The sequence below is a fragment of the Reyranella massiliensis 521 genome, from assembly GCF_000312425.1.
Lineage (GTDB): Bacteria > Pseudomonadota > Alphaproteobacteria > Reyranellales > Reyranellaceae > Reyranella > Reyranella massiliensis.
This window is the reverse complement of the sequence record NZ_HE997181.1, coordinates 1,266,759-1,284,663: the sequence shown is the minus strand read 5'-3', so window position 1 is coordinate 1,284,663 and position 17,905 is coordinate 1,266,759. Positions and strand designations below refer to the sequence as shown.

Here is a 17,905-nt window from a genome sequence, read left to right as displayed (position 1 = left end):
CATGTCGCAGATCACGCCCGTCATCCTGGTCGGAGGCTCCGGCAAGCGCCTGTGGCCGCTGTCGCGCGAAAGCATGCCCAAGCAGTTCGTCCCGCTGCTGGGCAAGCAATCGACCTTCCAGCAGACTCTGGTGCGCGTAGCCGACCGCGGCCTGTTCGGTCGGCCCGTGATCGCGACCAACGAAGCCTACCGCTTCATGGCCGAGAAGCAGGCCAGTGAAGTCGGCATCGAGATCGACATTCTGGTCGAGCCGTCACGCCGAGATTCCGGTCCGGCCATGGCCGCGGCCGCCGTCTATACGCGCAACCTCGGCGCCAAGGCTGTGCTGGCGCTGGCGTCGGACCATCTGGTGATCGGGGCGGAGGAGTTCCTCGCGGGCTGCCGCGACGGGCTCAACGCCGTGCAGAAGGGCGGCATCGTGACCTTCGGCATTCCACCGACGGAGCCCAAGACCGACTACGGCTACATCCGGCCGGGCAGCGAGCGCATCGGCCCCGTCCAGAAGGTCGCCGCTTTCGTCGAAAAGCCTAATGCCCAGACGGCGCTGCGCTATATCGCCGAGGGCCTTCTGTGGAACAGCGGCAACTTCCTGTTCCCGCCCGAACTGATGCTGTCGGAGATGGCTCGCTTCGAGCCTGCCATGGCCGCCGCTGCCGAAGAGGCTGTCGCCAAAGCGAAGAAGATGGGTTCGACGATATTTCTCGACGCCGAAGCCTTCGCCAAGGCACCGGCTAAGTCGATCGACTACGCCGTGATGGAACGCACCGACAAATGCTGGGTGGTGCCGGCCAAGTTCCGCTGGTCCGATCTTGGCACCTGGGACGCCCTGCTCGATGTCGGCGAGGCCGACAGTGCCGGCAACGTCACCGAAGGTCCGGTCGAGGTCGACCATGTCCGCAACTCCTACATCCGCTCCGACGGTCCGCTGACAGCGGTGATCGGCGTCGAGGATGTCGTGGTCGTGGCGATGAACGATGCCGTGCTGGTCGGTCATCGCGACAACCTCCCGCGATTGAAGGACGTTGTGCAGCGCATGTCGGACGGCAATCATCGCGCGGCTACGGAGCACACGGTGATTCACCGGCCCTGGGGCAGCTATCAGGACATCGATCGCGGCGAACGTTTCCGCGCAAAGCGTCTGACGGTCAATCCGGGCGCCAAGCTCAGCCTGCAGAGCCACAACCGCCGCGCCGAGCATTGGGTGGTCGTGAAGGGTGTTGCCGAAGTGACGCTCGACGGCCAGATCACGACCTTGCACGAAAACGAATCGACCTACATCCCGATCGGCGGCATCCACCGTCTCGCCAATCCGGGCCCCGACCTTCTGGAAGTGGTCGAGGTTCAGACCGGCGACTATGTCGAGGAAGACGACATCGTCCGCTACGAAGACATCTACGCGCGCGTGTGACGGATGCTGTTCGGCGCTCATCACGAATGGGGCCAACTGCGCGAAGTCGTCATCGGGATATCGCCCGCCGAGGACTTCGTTGTTTTCCACGAGCCTTCGCAGCGCTGGCTGACATCAGACGGCGCGGCGTTCTGCCGGGCTCATGTTGGTCAACGTCTGATCGACGTCGATCCGGCGAGGGCAAAGCTCATCGAAGATCAGGCCGATGCCTTAGCCGAACTGGTGGCGCGCCAAGGCGTCACCGTCCATCGCCCCGAGCGGCTGAAGGGCGAAGAACGAACCTTCATGGCGCCCAACGGTGAAGGCGCCCAGCTTTTCCCGCGCGACGGCATGATCGTCGTTGGACACCACGTCATCGACGCGTCGCTGCGCCTGAAGTGCCGGCAGCGCGAACGTTTTGGCTTGCGCCCGATCATCCAGCAAGTCGTTCAGCAACGCGGCGCTCGCTGGTCCAGCGTACCGCTGGGCTCGCCCGGCTGCGTCGACGGACCGTTCCTCGAAGGCGGCGATACGCTGCTGAACGGTTACGAAATCTATGTCGGCATCTCCGGCTGCGCCTCCGATCTGGCGGGCGCCGACTGGCTGCAGGCGCTGCTGGGTGACCGATACCGGGTGATCCCCGTGGCGTTGCGCTCCAACGTGCTGCACCTCGACTGCGCAATGGCGCTGGTCAAGCCCGGCCTGCTGATCTACTGCCCGCAGAAGCTGATCGACGGCCTCCCCATGTCGCTACGCGACTGGGACAAGATCGAAGTCTCCGTCGAAGAAGCGACCCTGCTGGCCACCAACTGCCTGGTCCTCGAAGAAGGCCACGCGATCGTCGATGCCGATAATGCTCGCGTCATCGATGAGCTGAAGCGGCGCAAGGTCGAGGTCATCCCTCTGCCCTTCGACGGCCCGATCGCAACGGGCGGCGGCCTGCGCTGTGCGCACCATCCGCTATTGCGCGAAGGCGCCCTCGCCTAACGCCTAGCCAACTCCGGTTCAGGTGCCGCGCTTGGGTGTGCGGTCGAAGACGACAGGCTTGGGCTTGCTGAACAGCTTCTTGATATGGACACCGAGCGAGCGGACCACCGTCGCGGCCTGACCGCCGACGAAGCGCAGCAGCACAATCGCGAACTGGCCCGGCGGGATTTCACCGCCGCGAATGAAATTGTGACCCGCACGCAGGAAGGTGGTGGCGCAGAACAGCACCCAGGCAAAGGTGATGATGAACAGCGTCAGCAGCAACGGGATCAGCGATGGCGCCAGCAGCGCGGCCAGCAGACCGGCGGAAACGCCAACCAGCAACACCGGCTGATTGAGCGACATGCACAGGTGCAAGAGCGCCGCTCCCTTGGCCGCAGGCTTGATCGTGCGGCTCTTCAGGATCTCAGGAAACATCCGCCAAGAAACGTGGCGAAATCCATCCTGCCAGCGCTGCTGCTGGCGCAGCCAGGTCTTGGTGTCGGCCGGCAACTCGCCCGGCACGCCCACGCTGGTCAGGAACAGCGCGCGCCAGCCCTTGACCCAGCCGCGGTAGGTCAGGTCGAGATCCTCGGTGACGGTATCGCCCTTCCAGCCGCCTCCCGCTTCGATCGCCGCGCGCTGCCAGATGCCACAGGTCCCGTTGAAGGGCAGCGGATGGCCTGCCCAGCAGCGGGTCGCCTGCTCGATCCCGAGATGGGCATCGAGCGTCACCATCTGCATCTCGGTGAGCGCATTTTCGTGCGGATTGAGGAAGTCGAAACGGGCCTGGACGAAGGCGGTCTTCGGCTCGGCGAAGAATGGCCGCATGCAGACGCGCAGGAAATCAGGCGACGGGATGTAGTCGACGTCGAAGATCGCGAAGTAGTCGTAAGGCGTCTTCTGCATCGCCTCATGCAGGGCCCCGCCCTTGTAGCCGCTGCGATCGGTGCGCTGCAGAGCCACGATGTCGAAGCCCTTGGCCCGCAACTCTGCCGCCACGGCACGCACCATTTCGGCAGTCTCGTCCGTACTGTCGTCGAGAAGCTGGATGTGCAGCTTGTCGCGCGGCCAGTCGAGATCGGCGGCCGCCTGTGCCCCGCGGCGTACCACGGCTCCTTCGTTGAACGAAGGAATCTGCACCACCACATGCGGCAGCTCGGCGTCGGGCGGCAGTGGCGTGGCGAGCAGCGTCTCCTCGCGGCGCAATCCCGCTTCCTTCAGCCGATGGTGCAGCACGACCATATAGAGCAGGCTGCCGATGAAGGAGGCGAGCAACACGCAGCACACCGCAAAGATCGCGGCGAGCAGGAGGGCCAAAGTCGCCAGGATTACCGCCATAGCTCGCTCAGATTCCTGTCTTCGGCGTACGTTTGAACTCGGTCTTCTTGCCAAAGCCCGCGCCGACGATCGAGGCGGTATTGACGAAGGCAAGGTACACGATCAGCGCCGGCACGCTTGCCGCCGTGACGAGGTAGCGCATCAGATCGCCACGTTGCAGGCGACGATAGGCCCCCCAGGTCATTCCCAGCAGCACGGCCAGCATGCCGATCAGCCACAGCCAGAGGCCGAAGCGGAACAGGCCCAGCAGCTTGCCGTGCCCCAGGATCGAAATGAAAAGCCCGACGATGCCGACCGCGAGCAGCGGAAAGATGAGCTGCTGGCCGAGCGCCACCGTGGTCGTGAATTTCGCCTCTGTCGACCAATCGGCATTCCAGATCGGTCCCAGGAGCTTGCGCGCGACCTGGATGAACCCCTTGGACCAGCGGCTCTGCTGAACTCCGAACTCGTCGACCTTCTGCGGCAGCTCGCCCACGACATGGGGCTCCATCAGGAAAACGCCGGTCCACCCCTTGAGGTAAGTCCGCAGCACGAGGTCGAGATCCTCCGACAGCGTGTCGTGCGACCAGCCGCCCGCCTCCTCCACCGCCGCCCGGCGCCAGATGCCGCCGGTGCCGTTGAACTGGAAAGGTACGCCGCGCCGCGCCCGCACATCCTGCTCGACCGCGAAATGCGCATCCTGCATGAGCCGCTGGGCACGGGTCAGCCAATTGCTGTCGCCATTGCCCCACTCGATGCGGGTCTGCACGAAGGCTGCCCTCGGATTGGCCAGCATTGCGGCCATCGCTCGACGGAGCCAATCGGGCGGCGGCACGAAATCGGCATCGAACACGGCGACATAGGGCGCGTCGTCGAGCGCCAGGCCAGCAGCCAGAGCCCCGGCCTTGAAGCCGCTGCGATCGCTCCGGCGAACGTGATGGGCGTCGATGCCCTCCCGCCGAAGACGGGCGACGGCGTGAACGGCGATGTCCGAAGTGAGGTCGTTGCTGTCGTCTAGGAGCTGGATGGTGAGCCGATCGCGCGGCCAGACGAGCGCGCCTGCTGCGGTCACGGCACGCTCCACGACCAGAGGTTCGTTATAGACCGGAATCTGGATGAGAACGCGCGGCAGGTCGGCCGGCAGCGAGGCTTCGGCCGCCTGATCCGGCGGCAACTCCCGCAGCCAGTAGATCAGGTAGAGGAAGTAGCCCGCGATGGCGAACTGCGCGAGGAGACAGACAAGGACGATCAGGTCGACGGCGAAAAGCAGCATTCCTTGCTGCCCGTCAGTGATAATGGATCGGCACTTCGAAGCACCGCCCATCCTCGATGTGGAGACGGCGCGAAGCGACGTCGAAGATCCGCTCGTCGTGCGTCGACAGCACGACGGCGCACTTGGCGCGCATGGCGAGATCCTTGAGCTGATCGACCACGACACGGCCGGACACGCGATCCAGGGCCGAGGTCGGCTCGTCCGCGATGATGAGATCCGGCAGCCCAATCATGACTCGGGCAATGGCGACGCGCTGCTGCTGGCCGCCCGACAGCTCGTCGGGCCAGGCTTCAGCCTTGTCGGCGAGCCCCAGCAGTCCGAGCAGATGGCGCGCGCGCCTCTCGTCCCAGTTCGGGTCGGCAAGCGGCGTGGTCGAGACGCCGGCAATGACGTTCTGCAGCGCCGTTAGCGAGGACAGAAGATTGCGCTTCTGGAACAGGAAGCGCACGCGATTGCGCAGCGTATCCAACTCGGCGCCGCCCAGGCCGACGATATCTGTGCCCAGCAGGCGCAGCTTGCCTTCCGAGGGTTTGCGCATCGTGCCGAGAATGGTGAGCAGGGTCGTCTTGCCCGAGCCGGACGGCCCCGTGACGATCAGCAGCTCGCCCTCGCGGACCTGCATGTTGATGTCGAACAGCACGTCGACCCGCTGCGGCCCCTCGCCGTAGTGGTGATGGACGTCGACCGCCTCGACGACTGGCGGCCCGAAGCCGTGGGTGTCCGTCGTCATGGTCACTCGAACAGCATGATGGGATCGACCTTCCACAGGCGGCGGATGGCGAAGAGGCTGGAAACCACGGTCATGATCACGCAGGCGACCAGCGCCACGACCATCTCGCGCAGCCCCATGGTCATGCCGAGATGCATTGCGGCCTCGGTCGCCCCATACACGAACCGGCCCAGCGTGAAGGCCACCAGGAAGGCCGGCGTGATGATGGCCGCGCCGATCTGTCCGATCATGAACAGGAAGAACCACCAGTCATAACCCAGGCTCTTCAAGATTGCGTATTCGGGCAGATAGAAACGGATGATCTGGTACTGGGCGTAGTAGATGAACACCATGCCGATCATCACGCCCATGATGAAGCCCAGGTCCGTGATGTAACCAACCGGCGTCTCGCGCGACCAGTAGGCGCGTTCGCGCTTCTCGAAATCGCGGATGGTGATCACTTCGCCGCGGCCTGCAAGAGCCTTGTTGATCTCCTCCCGTACCGCATCCGGATCGGCACCCTTCACGAGCTTGATGCCGATGAAGGCCGGCCGGTCGGACCACCAGGCTCCGAAGACTTCCGCCATCGTGTCCTCGGACATCAGGATCGCGCCGTCGTTCAGCACGTTGGGTCCAAGGGCGAAGTTGCCGACCACGAAAAGCTGACGCAGGAGACCGCGATTGTCGGGCGGCCCCAGAACCTGAAACTCCGGCTTACCGGGCCCGACCGATTCGGCGAGATTGCCGAAATAAGGCCGCGAGTCCCGATCGTAGAGCATGCGGCGGGCTTCGCGCAGCCGGTAGAGATTCTCACGCAGCCCCGGAACGTCGATGGCCGGCCGCTCAACGTCGATGGCGTACCAGGCGATACGGCGGGGCGTCGTCATTCCGGCATGGGTCATCGACATGACGCCGAACCAGAACGGCATCGTCATCGCGACATGCGAGTTGGCGGAGACCACGTCCGTCATGGCGGCCGGGACCTCGCCGTGAAGCTGGAGCGACTTGAAGCCATAGGGAACCAGCACAAGGTCCCCTGTCACGGAACGGTGAAGCCGGATCGCCGAGTCGTAGACCGCGCGCTCGATGCCGAGCTGGGCGAAGATCACCAGCAGGCTCGCGGTAACGCCGGCAAGCGACAGCAGCGTACTGGTCCGCTGACGCTTGAGCTGCTGGGATCCCAGCGGCATCGCCGTGGCGGTCCGGGCGGCAGCCTTTAGGCGGGCCAGCGAAAACTGTGGCCACCACTGGAACCATTGCCGTCGCCGCGACGACGGAACGGCAGGCAGCGTAACGGCCATTAGAGGAAAGTGACGCGCGTCTCGCGTCCCAGCACCTGCGGCATGCTGGAGGGGTCATCGAGCTCAATTTCGACCTGCACGACACGCGCGTCGGTCGAAGAGCCGCCATCCGGCTCGATACGCTGCATACGCTTCACCGTGGGCGCCACGCGCGAGATCGTCCCCTTGTAGACAGTCGGGCTCCCGCGGAACGTGACTTCAACCTTGCCGCCGGGCGATATCCGTCCGACCTGAAGCTCGTCGACGTCGGCCAGCACGCGGAGCTGGGAGAGGTCCACGATCTTGGCGATGCCGTTCGTCGAGACGCGCTCGCCCTGCCGCGTGTAGATCTGGATCACGACGCCATCGAGCGGCGACCGCACCAGGGCTTGCTCGCGTGTATTGCGGGCGTTCGAGAGCTTGGTCTCTGTGATGGCGATTTCGGTGTCGATTTGCGCCAAATCACTCTGCAGCGTTTCCTTCTGCACGCGCAGCTTCGCCTGCTCGCGCTCTAGGTTCTGCTGCGAGATCGACATTTCGAGCTGCTTCTGATCCGGCGGCTTGCCCGACCGCTGCATCTCCAGCGTCTTGAGCTTCAGCTCCTCGGCCGACGACTTCACGACGACTTCCTGCATCGCGATTTCGGCGGTCCGGAAACCGCTGATCATGGCTTCGCGCTGCTGCTTGGTCTTGGCGAGCTCAGCCTCGGTCGTCCGGACGGCAATGTCGGCCTTGGGATAATTGGAAAGGACGGCGATTACCTCGCCCTTCTTCACCTTCTGGCCATCAGCGATCTTGAGTTCGATCAGCACGCCGCCGCCCTGCGGATCGCCAGCGATGATCGCCGTACCCGACGGAGCATCCGTATAGCCACGCGAAATCAGCGGCGGGGCCTGCCGCGCCGCGTCCTGGGCACTGCTGGTCTGCCGGCTGGGGGTCACCCAGAGAAGAATGGCGCCGACGACGAGCAACGCCACCAATCCCGCCGCACCCCATGTAAATTTTCTTGCCTGCGCCATACGGAATTATACCAAAAAACGGCTGGGATTGCTGCCCCTAGATCAGAACGATGTCGCCGGGATCACCGTGCCCCTCGCGACACCCACAATCGAGAACGTGCGATAGATCGAAGTCAGGATCTTGTCGTACTCGTAAAGCGGTGCGTTCGTGACGTAGATGACATCGCGTGCCTGGATCGGGAACTGCTGCGCAATGAAAATAGAGACTGGCTGGTAGAGGTCCAGTCGAAAAACGCGAGCCCGGGCTGTGGGATTCTTCTGCAAATCCCCCATTCTGAACACATAAACGCCCGTTTTGTTTGCTCGCTGATCGGCCAAACCGCCAACCGTGCCCAGTGCCTCGAGCAGGCTGGTATTCTGCTTTGACAGCTCGACGTTACCCGACTTCATGACGGCGCCCAGCACGGTGTAGACGCGCGAATTGGGGCGCACGACGATCTCGTCGTTCTTCTGGAGTGCCACGTCGCGACCAGCCAGCAGGTCGGAATACTGCGTCTGCAGGATCACCTGCCCCTGCCGGCGGAGCACGACCTCGACCTGGTTCGACGGGCTCGTAGCGAAGCCAGGCTGCGAACTGCCGCCGACCGGACCGCCCGCACGGCTGATGGCTTCGGCAAGGGTCCGCACGCCGTCGAGCATCGAGATGCGCCCGGGTTGCTTGACGTCGCCCGAAACCATGACGGTGTGGGTGCGATCAGCAACGAACTCGACGATTACCTGCGGGTCCTGAGCCTTGCCCGATGCCGCCACTTGCTGGGAGATCTTCTTCTCGATCTGGCTGAGATCCATGCCGGCAACGGCTACGGTGCCGACGAACGGCACGCTGATCGTGCCATCGTCCGTCACTCTCTGGACGCCGAAGTCGGCGCCCGGCCGCTGAATCGTCGGGAAGATGCTGCCTTCGTAGGGTTCGAAAATGCGCACCTTGAGCACATCTCCCGGCGCCACGGAAATGCGGCCGCCTGTTGCGGAGAGGTTGCCCACCGTCGAGGGGACGTCGAAGGGCGCCAACTGATTGTAGCTGGCGATCGTCGTCGGCGTGAGGTCGATCACATCGAACGGGAGAGCCTCAGTGCTGGTGGCAGCGGCGCCTCCCATCCACGGCCCATCGCCCGGGATCGCCGTGCAGGCTGAAACACCGATGCCCAAGCCGAGGACAATGGCGATAGGGCGCGCAGTCGCGCGCAGCCAACTCCAAACTGTCAAATCCCTGTCTCCGTCCGGAACGGTCGCCGCGTTGATCGCCAGCGCCGCGTCCCATCGCATGGTCCTGCTTCAGCAGGGGCAGTAATTAACCCGTGGCGCCACGCCGGTGCAAGCGCCCCGCTGGATCACCCACAGGCCCGCGTTTCAACCGAAGGGCGGCGTCTGCAGTGTTTTCGGCAACATCGAACAGCTCCGAAAAGCCGCTGACGAGCAGGCAATCGGCAGCCGGCCCCGAGAAACGACACAGCACGACCCGCGCGCCCACCTCCGCCGCGCGATGGAGTACCGTTGCAAGAGTTCGCACCCCCGCTGCGCTCATGTAGGTAACGTCGCTGCCGTCGACGATGACGCGCGCATTCGGTCGCACTTCGCCCAGCAGCAGCTTTTCCACCGACGCCGCCGTCGCCGAGTCGACGCGCGCCGGCAGCATGACCGTCGATATCGATTTGTCGATGTTCAGGTCTTTCATACGGATGTCCTCGAAGCGCTTTTACCGCGGCTGCGCCACTCACCACCAAGGTCTGTCCCGCGCCAGGGAATTCGGCGGCCCCCGATCGCGGATACAGCCAACACCGGCGCCAGGGCTTCGCGAACCAAGGCCGCCCCGGCAGCCGACCAGCCAAACGAGAGATGGCGCCCCGCCATGAACCACTTTTCCCCAGCAAGCCAGGCCAACACGTGTGCAGCCAAAGCGGCCGCCACCAGCCCGGGCGCAACGCCGCTTGCCAGCAATGCGGCAGCCCCGACCAGGCCGGTGACCGTGCAGCCGATCGCCGGCTCCCAGAGGACGAGAGGCCAGACAGGCAGACGCAGGCGGGTGCGCGCCCAACGGACCTGGCGGCGCCAAACCGCCGGCCATGGCCGTATACCCAGCGGCAACCGCGGCATGACTTCGCCGAGTTGAGTGGACAATCCCAGCTCGCGGACCGAACGCACGACGGAATAGTCGTCGGCGATCCACCGATTGAAACCGCGCCAGTTGCCGATGCGCTGGAGCGTGTCATTCGTCAGAAGCGTGACACCTCCCGACGCAACGGGAATCCCGAGCCGGTCCGCTGCAAGCAGGAAGCGCGCCTGATGGCCATCGATATAGGCGCGCTCGATCTCGGCTGCGAACGTCTCCGGCGCCTCGGCAGCCTTCAAGGCCAGCACGAGGCCGACCTTGTCCGAGAGCGGCGCGGCGGCCTGGCAGAGCTCCTCAGCATCGATCAGGATGCCCGCGTCGCAAAGCGCCACCACCTTGCGGCAAGCGGCTTCGAGTCCCTTGCGGACATTATTCATCTTGGGATTGAAGGTATCGCCGTTGCCCACCAGGATCGGCGCATCGGGCCAGAGCGATCTGGTCGGCGCCACCGCGCCATCGTCGACGGTCGCCACACAGATCAGGATCTCGGCGCCCGCCTGGGCGAGACGTTGGAGCGACCGCACGTAGGGCGTGGAGGCATCCTCCGCGCCCGCCATCGGCGCAACGATGCTGAAATCCGCCGCCCTGTGATGCACGGCGGCACCCTGCCTAGGGGTGCGTGCGAGAGCGGCGCTCGCCCAATGCACGGCCGTCCCGAACGACCACCAGCCCACTCCGAGCCACGCCAGGGCGCCCGGCTCCATGGCGCATTACTCGCCTGCCGCTACGGGCTTGGTTTCGGCCTTGCCCGCCGTAAAGCGGTTGACGTCGTCCTTCTCGACCAGCAATGCGCGGTGATAGTTGCGGATCACGTCGTTGGGGTCGCCCTCCTCGCGGATGCGCCCCTCCTCGATCCAGATCGCCCGGGTGCACAGGCGGCGCACTTCCGCCATCGAATGCGAGACGAAGAGCAGCGTGCCGGTCTTGCGGAAATTGTCGATCCAGTCGAGGCACTTGCGCTGGAAGGCGGCATCGCCGACCGACAGCGCCTCGTCGACGACCAGGATCTCGGCTTCGACGTGGGCACAGATCGAGAAGGCAAGGCGCGTACGCATGCCCATCGAGTAGTGCTTCACCGGCTGGTCCATGTAATCGCCGATCCCGGCGAACTCGGCGATCGAGTCGAACTTGCGCAGCACCTCGGCGCGCTTCAACCCCAGCACCGCGCCACCGATCATGACGTTCTCGCGGCCCGACAGCTCCATGTCGAACGTCGAGCCCAGCGCCAGGACCGGCGCGATACGGCCGTTCACCCGGAGCTCGCCATGGCTGGGCAAGGTCATGCCGCAGATCACCTGCAGCAGGGTGGACTTGCCGCAGCCGTTGCGGCCGAGGATGCCGATGCTCTCGCCGCGCCGCACTTCGAGGCTGATGTCGCGCAGCACCCAGAACGGCTTGAAGTACGACTTCCACCAGCCGAACAGGACCTGTTTCAGCCAGTCGTTGCGGTGAGCGTAGAGTTGGAAGGCCTTGCCGAGGTGTTTCGCCTCGACGACGACCTCAGAGGACGTCGACGATGACATTCCGATACCTGTCGAAGAACCAGTAGCCGAAATAGAAGCTGAACAGTGAAATAAACAGTGTCCAGCCATAGAGGATCATGTTGGGCAGCTTGCCCACCAGTACTATGTCGCGCAGAATTTCGACGAAGCAGACCAAAGCGTTGCCGTAAATCCAGAAATCGTAGGGTGCCGGCACCATCGACTGCGGATAGAATATCGGCGTTGCAAACATGAAAAGCGGCACGATCGTGATCATCAGATAGCCGGCATCGCGCGTGAACGCTCCGAGAGCCGCCAGGAACCACGACATGCCGATCAAGAACGCCATAAACGGGATGAAAATCAACGGCAGCAGCAGTACCGTCACGGGAAGCTCGCCGATCACCGCCAGTTGGAACAGCAGCATCACTCCCATCGAGATCAGCGTGTAGGCCGTGGCGCGCAGCGTCGAGATCACCGCCAGCATATCGCTGGGAAAGATCGTCTGCTTGATGAAGTGAGTGTACTCGTGCAGCAGCATCGGCGCGCGAAACGCCATCTCCGAGAAGAAATTGAAGATGATGAGGCCGCCGAAGATGAACAGGGCATAGCCAGCCTGGCTCTCGGCGAGTTTGTCGGGCAGCGGTAGCGTCAGAGTCGTGCTGAATACCAGGGAATAGACGGCGATCATAAGAAGCGGCGCAATGATCGCCCAGATCCAGCCGGCGATCGAGCCCTTGAAGCGCTCGCGCACTTCGCGGCGCAGAATCGCGAACACGAGGTCCCGATGCTGCCACATCTGCGCGAACGGCTTCACCAGGAAGCTCACGATCCGCTCGATCGGGCCGAGATTCTCGACCACGATCTGCTTGCCGTTGACGACTTTCACCGACGGCATGAGCCGCGCTTCTCCTTCTTGGGTCCAGTGGTGAGCCCGGTAGGGATCGAACCTACGACCACCTGATTAAAAGTCAGATGCTCTACCGCTGAGCTACGGGCTCGTCCCGGTTCCGCGCCGCGGGCCGTAGTCCCGCGCGGCGCCCGTATAAGGTGTGCGGGCGTTCCGGTCAACGCAGCCGCTTGGGATGGCAAGAAAGCCAATTCAGGGGCTCGCAGACCGGAAATTACTCCTTGGCGAACTTCTTCTTCAGACGCTCGAATACCCGCTTGGAAACGAACTGCGACGTGTCGCCGCCCAGTCGGGCAATATCCTTCACCAGCGAGGAGGCGATGAACTGGTGCCGGTCCGAGGCCATGAGGAAGATGGTCTCGATCGCAGGCTCCATGCGGGCGTTCATGTTGGCCATCTGAATTTCGTACTCGAAATCCGAAACGGCCCGCAGGCCGCGGATGATCACCGACGCATTCACCTGTCGTGCGAAGTGAATCAGCAGGCCCTCGAACGGAACGATCTCGATCCGGTCCCGGTCGGCCTGGGGAAAGTCGGCGATGTCGTCCTTGATGATGTCGATGCGCTCCTCGAGCGAGAACATCGGGCCCTTGCTGATGTTCATCGCCGGGCCGATCACCAGCTTGTCCACGAGCCGCAGCGAACGGCGCACGACTTCCATGTGCCCGCTCGTGATGGGATCGAACGTGCCCGGATAAACTCCGGTGCGTTCTACGGCCATGTCTTCCCCCCACTCCGCAACGACTTGTTCGCAGACTGCGACTGCAAGGTCTTAGCGACACGGCCGGTCCTTATCCACCGTTTGTTTCGGAACTGGGCGTTTCGGAATCGGGCATTTCGGAACTCGCCTCGCCGTTGCCGTTCCCAGCATCGTCCTCGCCGATGCGCACAGCAGAAACGACGCGCTCGCCTTCGCTCACATTGACGATGCGGACACCGCGCGTGCCTCGACCTGCGATGCGAATCCCGTCGACCGGGCAGCGGATCAGCGTGCCACCATCGGTGACAAGCATGATCTGGTCGTTGTCGAGTACGGGGAAAGCCGCGACGACCTCGCCGCCCTTGCCCAGGTTCATCAACTCCACACCCTTGCCACCGCGGCCCGTCACTCGATACTCGTAGGCAGAGGTGCGCTTGCCAAAGCCGGACGAAGCGACGGTAAGGACGAACTCCTCCTTGCCCTGCAGTTCGGCGAACCGTTCCGCCGTGAGCGTCGTCGCGGGTGCGGCAGCCTCCTCGGCCGTCGCCGCGGCATCCTCATCGGCCGCTTCGGCCGCGTTCTCGGCCTGTCGCAGCGCACGCGACTGACGAAGGTAAGCGTCGCGGTCCTCGGTCGGAATGCCCTTGCCGTTGTCGACCAGCGACATGGAGATCACCTCGTCGCCATCGGCCAGGGCGATGCCGCGCACGCCGGTCGAGGCGCGGCTCTGGAAAACGCGCACGGTCGAGACCGGGAAGCGCATGGCGCGGCCCTGGCGGGTGGCCAGCAGCACGTCCTGCTCTTCGCTGCAGACCCCCACGCCGATCAGGCGGTCGCCGGCATCGTCGCCCTCGAACTTCATGGCGATCTTGCCGCTCTGATTGACACTGACAAAATCACTCAGCTCGTTGCGCCGCACGCCGCCACGAGCCGTGGCGAACATGACGTGCAGGGTCGCCCAGCTCGCCTCGTCCTCCGGCATCGGCATCACGGCGCTGATGGTCTCGCCCTCGTTCAGCGGCAGAAGGTTCACGAACGCCTTGCCCCGGGCCTGCGGCGCGCCGAGGGGCAGCCGCCAGACCTTGAGCTTGTAGACGATGCCCCGGCTGGAGAAGAACAATACCGGCGTGTGCGTATTGGCAACGAACAGGCTCGAAACAAAGTCGTCCTCGCGCGTGGCCATGCCCGAGCGGCCTTTGCCGCCGCGGCGCTGGGCGCGATAGGCGGAGACCGGCACGCGCTTGACGTAGCCGCCGTGCGTCACCGTCACGACCATGTCCTCGCGCTGGATCAGGTCCTCGATGTCCTGCTCGAACTCGTTGTCGAGGATCTCCGTCCGACGCGGCGTCGCGAACTGCTCCTTGATCTCGAGCAGTTCCTTCCGCATCAACGCGAAAAGCTTGTCGCGGTCCCCCAGCAGCTCGAGGTAGCCCTCGATGAGCTTGGCCACTTCGGTCAGCTCTTCGGCAATCTTGTCACGTTCAAGACCCGTCAGGCGCTGAAGGCGCAGCTCGAGGATGGCGCGCGCCTGTGCCTCGGAAAGGCGATAGGTGCCCTCGGGCGAAACCTCGCGGCCGGGTTCGGCGATCAGGGCGATCAGCGGCGCCACGTCGTGGGCCGGCCAGTCCTTGGCCATCAGGCGTTCGCGCGCCACCACCGGATCGGGCGCGCGACGGATCATCTCGATCACTTCGTCGATATTGGCGACGGCGATGGCAAGACCGACCAACACATGGGCGCGGTCGCGGGCATGGTTCAGCTCATACTTGGTCCGCCGCGTGATGACCTCGGCGCGGAAGCGGATGAACGCCTCCAGCAGCTCCTTGAGGCTCATCAGCTTCGGCCGGCCGCCGTCGAGTGCCAGCGCGTTGACGCCGAACGTCGTCTGCAGCGGCGTGTAGCGGTAAAGCTGGTTCAGCACGACATCGGCCATGGCGTCGCGCTTCAACTCGATCACCAGACGCACGCCGTCGCGGTCGCTCTCGTCGCGAATTTCGGAGATGCCCTCGACCTTCTTGTCGCGCACCACTTCCGCGATGCGTTCGTGCAGGCGGGCCTTGTTTTCCTGATAGGGAATTTCGGACACGACGATCATCTCGCGTCCGCCGCGCCCCTCCTCGATCCGAGTGCGCGCCCGCATGACGATGGAGCCGCGGCCAAGCTCATAGGCCGCGCGGATACCGTTGCGGCCGAGGATGGTGGCGCCGGTCGGGAAATCCGGCCCCGGCACATATTCCATCACCTGCTGCATGGTAAGCTCGGGCGTGTCGATCAGCGCACAGCAGGCGTCGATCAACTCACCGAGATTGTGCGGCGGAATATTGGTCGCCATGCCGACGGCGATACCGCCCGCACCGTTGGCCAGCAGGTTCGGAAAGGCCGCCGGCAAAACCGTCGGCTCCAGCGTGGTCTCGTCGTAGTTGGCCTGGAACTCGACCGTGTCCTTGTCGATGTCGGCCAGCAGCGCTTCCGCCGCGCGCGCCAGGCGCGCCTCGGTATAACGCATCGCCGCCGGCGGATCGGCATCCATCGAGCCGAAATTGCCCTGCCCCGAGATCAGCGGCAGGCGCATGGAGAAATCCTGCGCCATGCGCACCATGGCGTCGTAGATCGCGCTGTCGCCATGCGGGTGATACTTACCCATCACCTCGCCGACGATACGCGCCGACTTGCGGAAGGCGTGCGTCGAGTCGAAGCCGCTTTCCTTCATCGCGTACAGGATGCGGCGCTGCACCGGCTTCAGCCCGTCGCGCGCGTCGGGAAGCGCACGCGACACGATCACGCTCATGGCGTAATCGAGGTACGACCGGCGCATCTCCTCTTCGATCGTGATCGGCGCGATATCGTGCGGAGGGGGCGGAGGCGCGTCAGAGGGCGGCGGCGCCGGTGGCAGAGTCGTATCGTCGCTCACGAAAAACCTGGTTTTTATCTCGTATTGGTGGCCGTTCCGGAGACTCCGGCTGGGCGATTTCGAACACTAGCAAAACGGCCCCCGAAGACCAACTAAAATCGACTCTCGCACATAGCTTTAACTAATTGATTTTATTGATTAAATTATGCGCACAAACACCCCTCAGAAAGGCTGCGATTTGAGCCCTCGAACGCCCCCTCCCCGGCCCTCGGTCGCCATATTCGATTTCGGCGGAGTCCTGGTCGACTGGAACCCCCGGCACCTCTACCGGCAGCTCATTCCGGACCCCGACGAGATGGAGGATTTCCTGGCCAATGTGACCACGAGGGCGTGGCACGAAAAGCAGGACCATGGTGGAGACCCTGTGGCGGCGACGCGGGCGCTGCAGGCCCTCCACCCCGGCAAGGAGGAACTGATCGCCGCCTTCTACGGCCGGTTCGACGAGATGTGCACGCAGACCTTCCGCCCGATGATCGAACTGGTCGACCGGCTGCACCGTGCTGGCACACCGCTCTACGTTCTCTCGAACGCGCCGAACCTGCTCGATCCGTGGCTGCGCGGCCCCGGCCGCACCCGGCATCCCTTCTTCGGCCATTTCCGCGACTACGTGGTCTCGGGCCTTGTCGGCGTCTCCAAGCCCGATGCCGCGATCTACGAGTTAGTTTGCCGGACCGGCGGCTTCCAGCCCCAGGATGCGGTGTTCATCGACGATGTGATCGCCAACGTCGAAGGCGCCCGCGCCGTCGGCATGAACGCCATCCACCACCGATCGGCCGAAGATACTGTGGCGGAACTGCGCGCCATGGGCCTGCCTGCGTGAAGGCCTGAGACGATCAGACTTACAGCTTGAAGAGGTTCACGGCGTTGGTCTCGCAGACCCGTTTCCGCTCCTCGGCGGTCAGGACCGTCTCCTTGATGAAGTGTACGGCTTCATCGTCGTCTTCGTAGGGATAGTCCGCTGCGAACAGGACACGCTCGCTGCCGAGCACGTCGAGGCAGAGGCGCAACGTCGGCAAGGACGTGACGCCGGCCGTCGTGACGTAGAAGTTCTCGCGGAAGTACTCGCTGGGCTTCCTGGCCAGCGCGGGCGTGGCACCGAGCTTGACCTGCATCGCATGGCGATTGTCGATGCGCTGCAGGTAATAAGGAATGCCCTCGCCCATGTGGCCGAGCACGATCTTGAGCTTGGGAAACCGATCGAAGGTACCCGACACGATCAGGCGCATGGCATGCAGGCCGGTCTCGGCGGAGAAGCCCCACATGGCGAAGTAGAGCCCATAGTCGAGGAACGGCGTGACCATCGGCGTCGACGGCTCGCGCGGATGGAGATAGATCGGCATGTCGAGCGCTTCGGCCGCTTCGAGGATCGGCCGATACTTGGGCAGATCGAGATACTCGCCCCCGGTGTGGGAATTGACGATGACACCCCGCATGCCGAGCTGCCTCGCCCCCCGCTCGATCTCCTTGGCCGCCACGGCAGGATCTTGCGGCGCAATGGCCGCCAGCCCGGCCAGCCGCGTCGGATAGGCCTTCACGGCCGCCGCCAGCATGTCATTCGACTGGGCCGCCAGCCGAATCGCCGTGGCCGCGTCGAGCACCTGCACTCCGGGCGAGGTCAGCGACAGCACCTGCATGTCGACGCCGACCTTGTCCATGTGGGCGATGCGGCCCGCCCCGATATCGAGCATCTTCTCGAACAAGGGCCTACCGGCAGGGCTCAAGAGAGCGCCCGCCATCTTCGCGAACCCTGGCTCGACGTCGTCTCGCTTCAGGCATTCTTTCCAGGCGGCAAGAATCTCAGGCGTGATGAACGCCTCTTCCACGGCAATGCGACGCATG

Annotated in this window: 16 protein-coding genes and 1 tRNA gene; 3 read left to right on the top strand and 14 right to left on the bottom strand. The window is 64.2% G+C overall.

The window, feature by feature from the left end:
- The first annotated feature begins 1 nt into the window (after window position 1).
- Together BN60_RS06325 and BN60_RS06320 are read left to right on the top strand one after the other, a co-directional pair.
- Window positions 2-1,408: a mannose-1-phosphate guanylyltransferase/mannose-6-phosphate isomerase gene (locus tag BN60_RS06325; RefSeq protein ID WP_020695164.1), complete on the top strand. Its 1,407-nt coding sequence runs from the start codon at window positions 2-4 to the stop codon at window positions 1,406-1,408.
- 3 nt (window positions 1,409-1,411) lie between these two features.
- Window positions 1,412-2,374 (top strand): hypothetical protein, encoded by a 963-nt coding sequence (locus BN60_RS06320; protein WP_020695163.1) that lies wholly within the window; start codon window positions 1,412-1,414, stop codon window positions 2,372-2,374.
- A gap of 18 nt (window positions 2,375-2,392) precedes the next feature.
- On the opposite strand, the gene BN60_RS06315 is transcribed toward BN60_RS06320, so the two are convergent.
- The 13 genes from BN60_RS06315 to gyrA form a co-directional block, all read right to left on the bottom strand.
- Window positions 2,393-3,694 carry a glycosyltransferase family 2 protein gene (locus BN60_RS06315; protein WP_020695162.1) on the bottom strand — a complete coding sequence of 434 codons (1,302 nt, stop codon included), beginning with the start codon at window positions 3,692-3,694 and terminating at the stop codon, window positions 2,393-2,395.
- Between the two features lie 7 nt (window positions 3,695-3,701).
- Complete coding sequence (locus BN60_RS06310) at window positions 3,702-4,946, bottom strand: glycosyltransferase family 2 protein (protein ID WP_020695161.1); 1,245 nt, start codon at window positions 4,944-4,946, stop codon at window positions 3,702-3,704.
- Between the two features lie 13 nt (window positions 4,947-4,959).
- Window positions 4,960-5,676, bottom strand: a complete 717-nt coding sequence (locus BN60_RS06305) for an ABC transporter ATP-binding protein (protein ID WP_043283678.1) — start codon at window positions 5,674-5,676, stop codon at window positions 4,960-4,962.
- A 2-nt stretch (window positions 5,677-5,678) separates the two neighbouring features.
- A complete protein-coding gene (locus tag BN60_RS06300) occupies window positions 5,679-6,845 on the bottom strand; it encodes an FtsX-like permease family protein (protein WP_215905885.1) in 1,167 nt (388 codons plus the stop codon).
- Between the two features lie 110 nt (window positions 6,846-6,955).
- Window positions 6,956-7,912, bottom strand: coding sequence for an HlyD family secretion protein (locus BN60_RS06295; protein ID WP_043283677.1), 957 nt, complete (start codon window positions 7,910-7,912; stop codon window positions 6,956-6,958).
- Window positions 7,913-7,996: 84 nt separating this feature from the next.
- On the bottom strand, window positions 7,997-9,160 hold the full coding sequence (locus BN60_RS06290) for a polysaccharide biosynthesis/export family protein (protein WP_177324770.1): 1,164 nt from the start codon (window positions 9,158-9,160) through the stop codon (window positions 7,997-7,999).
- An 85-nt stretch (window positions 9,161-9,245) separates the two neighbouring features.
- Window positions 9,246-9,629, bottom strand: a complete 384-nt coding sequence (locus BN60_RS06285; RefSeq protein ID WP_020695155.1) for an STAS domain-containing protein — start codon at window positions 9,627-9,629, stop codon at window positions 9,246-9,248.
- On the bottom strand, window positions 9,626-10,768 hold the full coding sequence (locus BN60_RS06280; protein ID WP_020695154.1) for a glycosyltransferase: 1,143 nt from the start codon (window positions 10,766-10,768) through the stop codon (window positions 9,626-9,628). Before BN60_RS06280 ends, BN60_RS06285 begins: the two co-directional genes overlap by 4 nt.
- Window positions 10,769-10,774: 6 nt before the next feature.
- Window positions 10,775-11,587, bottom strand: a complete 813-nt coding sequence (locus tag BN60_RS06275) for an ABC transporter ATP-binding protein (protein WP_020695153.1) — start codon at window positions 11,585-11,587, stop codon at window positions 10,775-10,777.
- A complete protein-coding gene (locus BN60_RS06270; protein ID WP_020695152.1) occupies window positions 11,565-12,443 on the bottom strand; it encodes an ABC transporter permease in 879 nt (292 codons plus the stop codon). Before BN60_RS06270 ends, BN60_RS06275 begins: the two co-directional genes overlap by 23 nt.
- A gap of 28 nt (window positions 12,444-12,471) precedes the next feature.
- Window positions 12,472-12,546: transfer RNA gene (locus BN60_RS06265), tRNA-Lys, on the bottom strand.
- A gap of 123 nt (window positions 12,547-12,669) precedes the next feature.
- On the bottom strand, window positions 12,670-13,176 hold the full coding sequence (gene coaD / locus BN60_RS06260; protein WP_020695151.1) for a pantetheine-phosphate adenylyltransferase: 507 nt from the start codon (window positions 13,174-13,176) through the stop codon (window positions 12,670-12,672).
- Window positions 13,177-13,246: 70 nt separating this feature from the next.
- Entirely contained in the window at window positions 13,247-16,066 is a 2,820-nt protein-coding gene (gene gyrA / locus BN60_RS06255) for a DNA gyrase subunit A (RefSeq protein WP_020695150.1), read from the bottom strand.
- 178 nt (window positions 16,067-16,244) lie between these two features.
- Between gyrA and BN60_RS06250 the strand changes: the two genes are divergently transcribed.
- Window positions 16,245-16,886, top strand: coding sequence for an HAD family hydrolase (locus BN60_RS06250; RefSeq protein ID WP_177324769.1), 642 nt, complete (start codon window positions 16,245-16,247; stop codon window positions 16,884-16,886).
- A 19-nt stretch (window positions 16,887-16,905) separates the two neighbouring features.
- Here BN60_RS06250 and BN60_RS06245 read toward each other — a convergent pair whose 3' ends face one another.
- Complete coding sequence (locus BN60_RS06245; RefSeq protein WP_020695148.1) at window positions 16,906-17,904, bottom strand: amidohydrolase family protein; 999 nt, start codon at window positions 17,902-17,904, stop codon at window positions 16,906-16,908.
- Between the last annotated feature and the right edge of the window lies 1 nt (window position 17,905).

Coding starts and splice junctions, on each gene's coding strand:
- BN60_RS06325 (WP_020695164.1), top strand. CDS start 2: ATGTCGCAGATCACGCCCGTCATCCTGGTCGGAGGCTCCGGCAAGCGC.
- BN60_RS06320 (WP_020695163.1), top strand. CDS start 1,412: ATGCTGTTCGGCGCTCATCACGAATGGGGCCAACTGCGCGAAGTCGTC.
- BN60_RS06315 (WP_020695162.1), bottom strand. CDS start 3,694: ATGGCGGTAATCCTGGCGACTTTGGCCCTCCTGCTCGCCGCGATCTTT.
- BN60_RS06310 (WP_020695161.1), bottom strand. CDS start 4,946: ATGCTGCTTTTCGCCGTCGACCTGATCGTCCTTGTCTGTCTCCTCGCG.
- BN60_RS06305 (WP_043283678.1), bottom strand. CDS start 5,676: ATGACGACGGACACCCACGGCTTCGGGCCGCCAGTCGTCGAGGCGGTC.
- BN60_RS06300 (WP_215905885.1), bottom strand. CDS start 6,845: ATGCCGCTGGGATCCCAGCAGCTCAAGCGTCAGCGGACCAGTACGCTG.
- BN60_RS06285 (WP_020695155.1), bottom strand. CDS start 9,629: ATGAAAGACCTGAACATCGACAAATCGATATCGACGGTCATGCTGCCG.
- BN60_RS06280 (WP_020695154.1), bottom strand. CDS start 10,768: ATGGAGCCGGGCGCCCTGGCGTGGCTCGGAGTGGGCTGGTGGTCGTTC.
- BN60_RS06275 (WP_020695153.1), bottom strand. CDS start 11,587: ATGTCATCGTCGACGTCCTCTGAGGTCGTCGTCGAGGCGAAACACCTC.
- BN60_RS06270 (WP_020695152.1), bottom strand. CDS start 12,443: ATGCCGTCGGTGAAAGTCGTCAACGGCAAGCAGATCGTGGTCGAGAAT.
- coaD (WP_020695151.1), bottom strand. CDS start 13,176: ATGGCCGTAGAACGCACCGGAGTTTATCCGGGCACGTTCGATCCCATC.
- BN60_RS06245 (WP_020695148.1), bottom strand. CDS start 17,904: ATGCGTCGCATTGCCGTGGAAGAGGCGTTCATCACGCCTGAGATTCTT.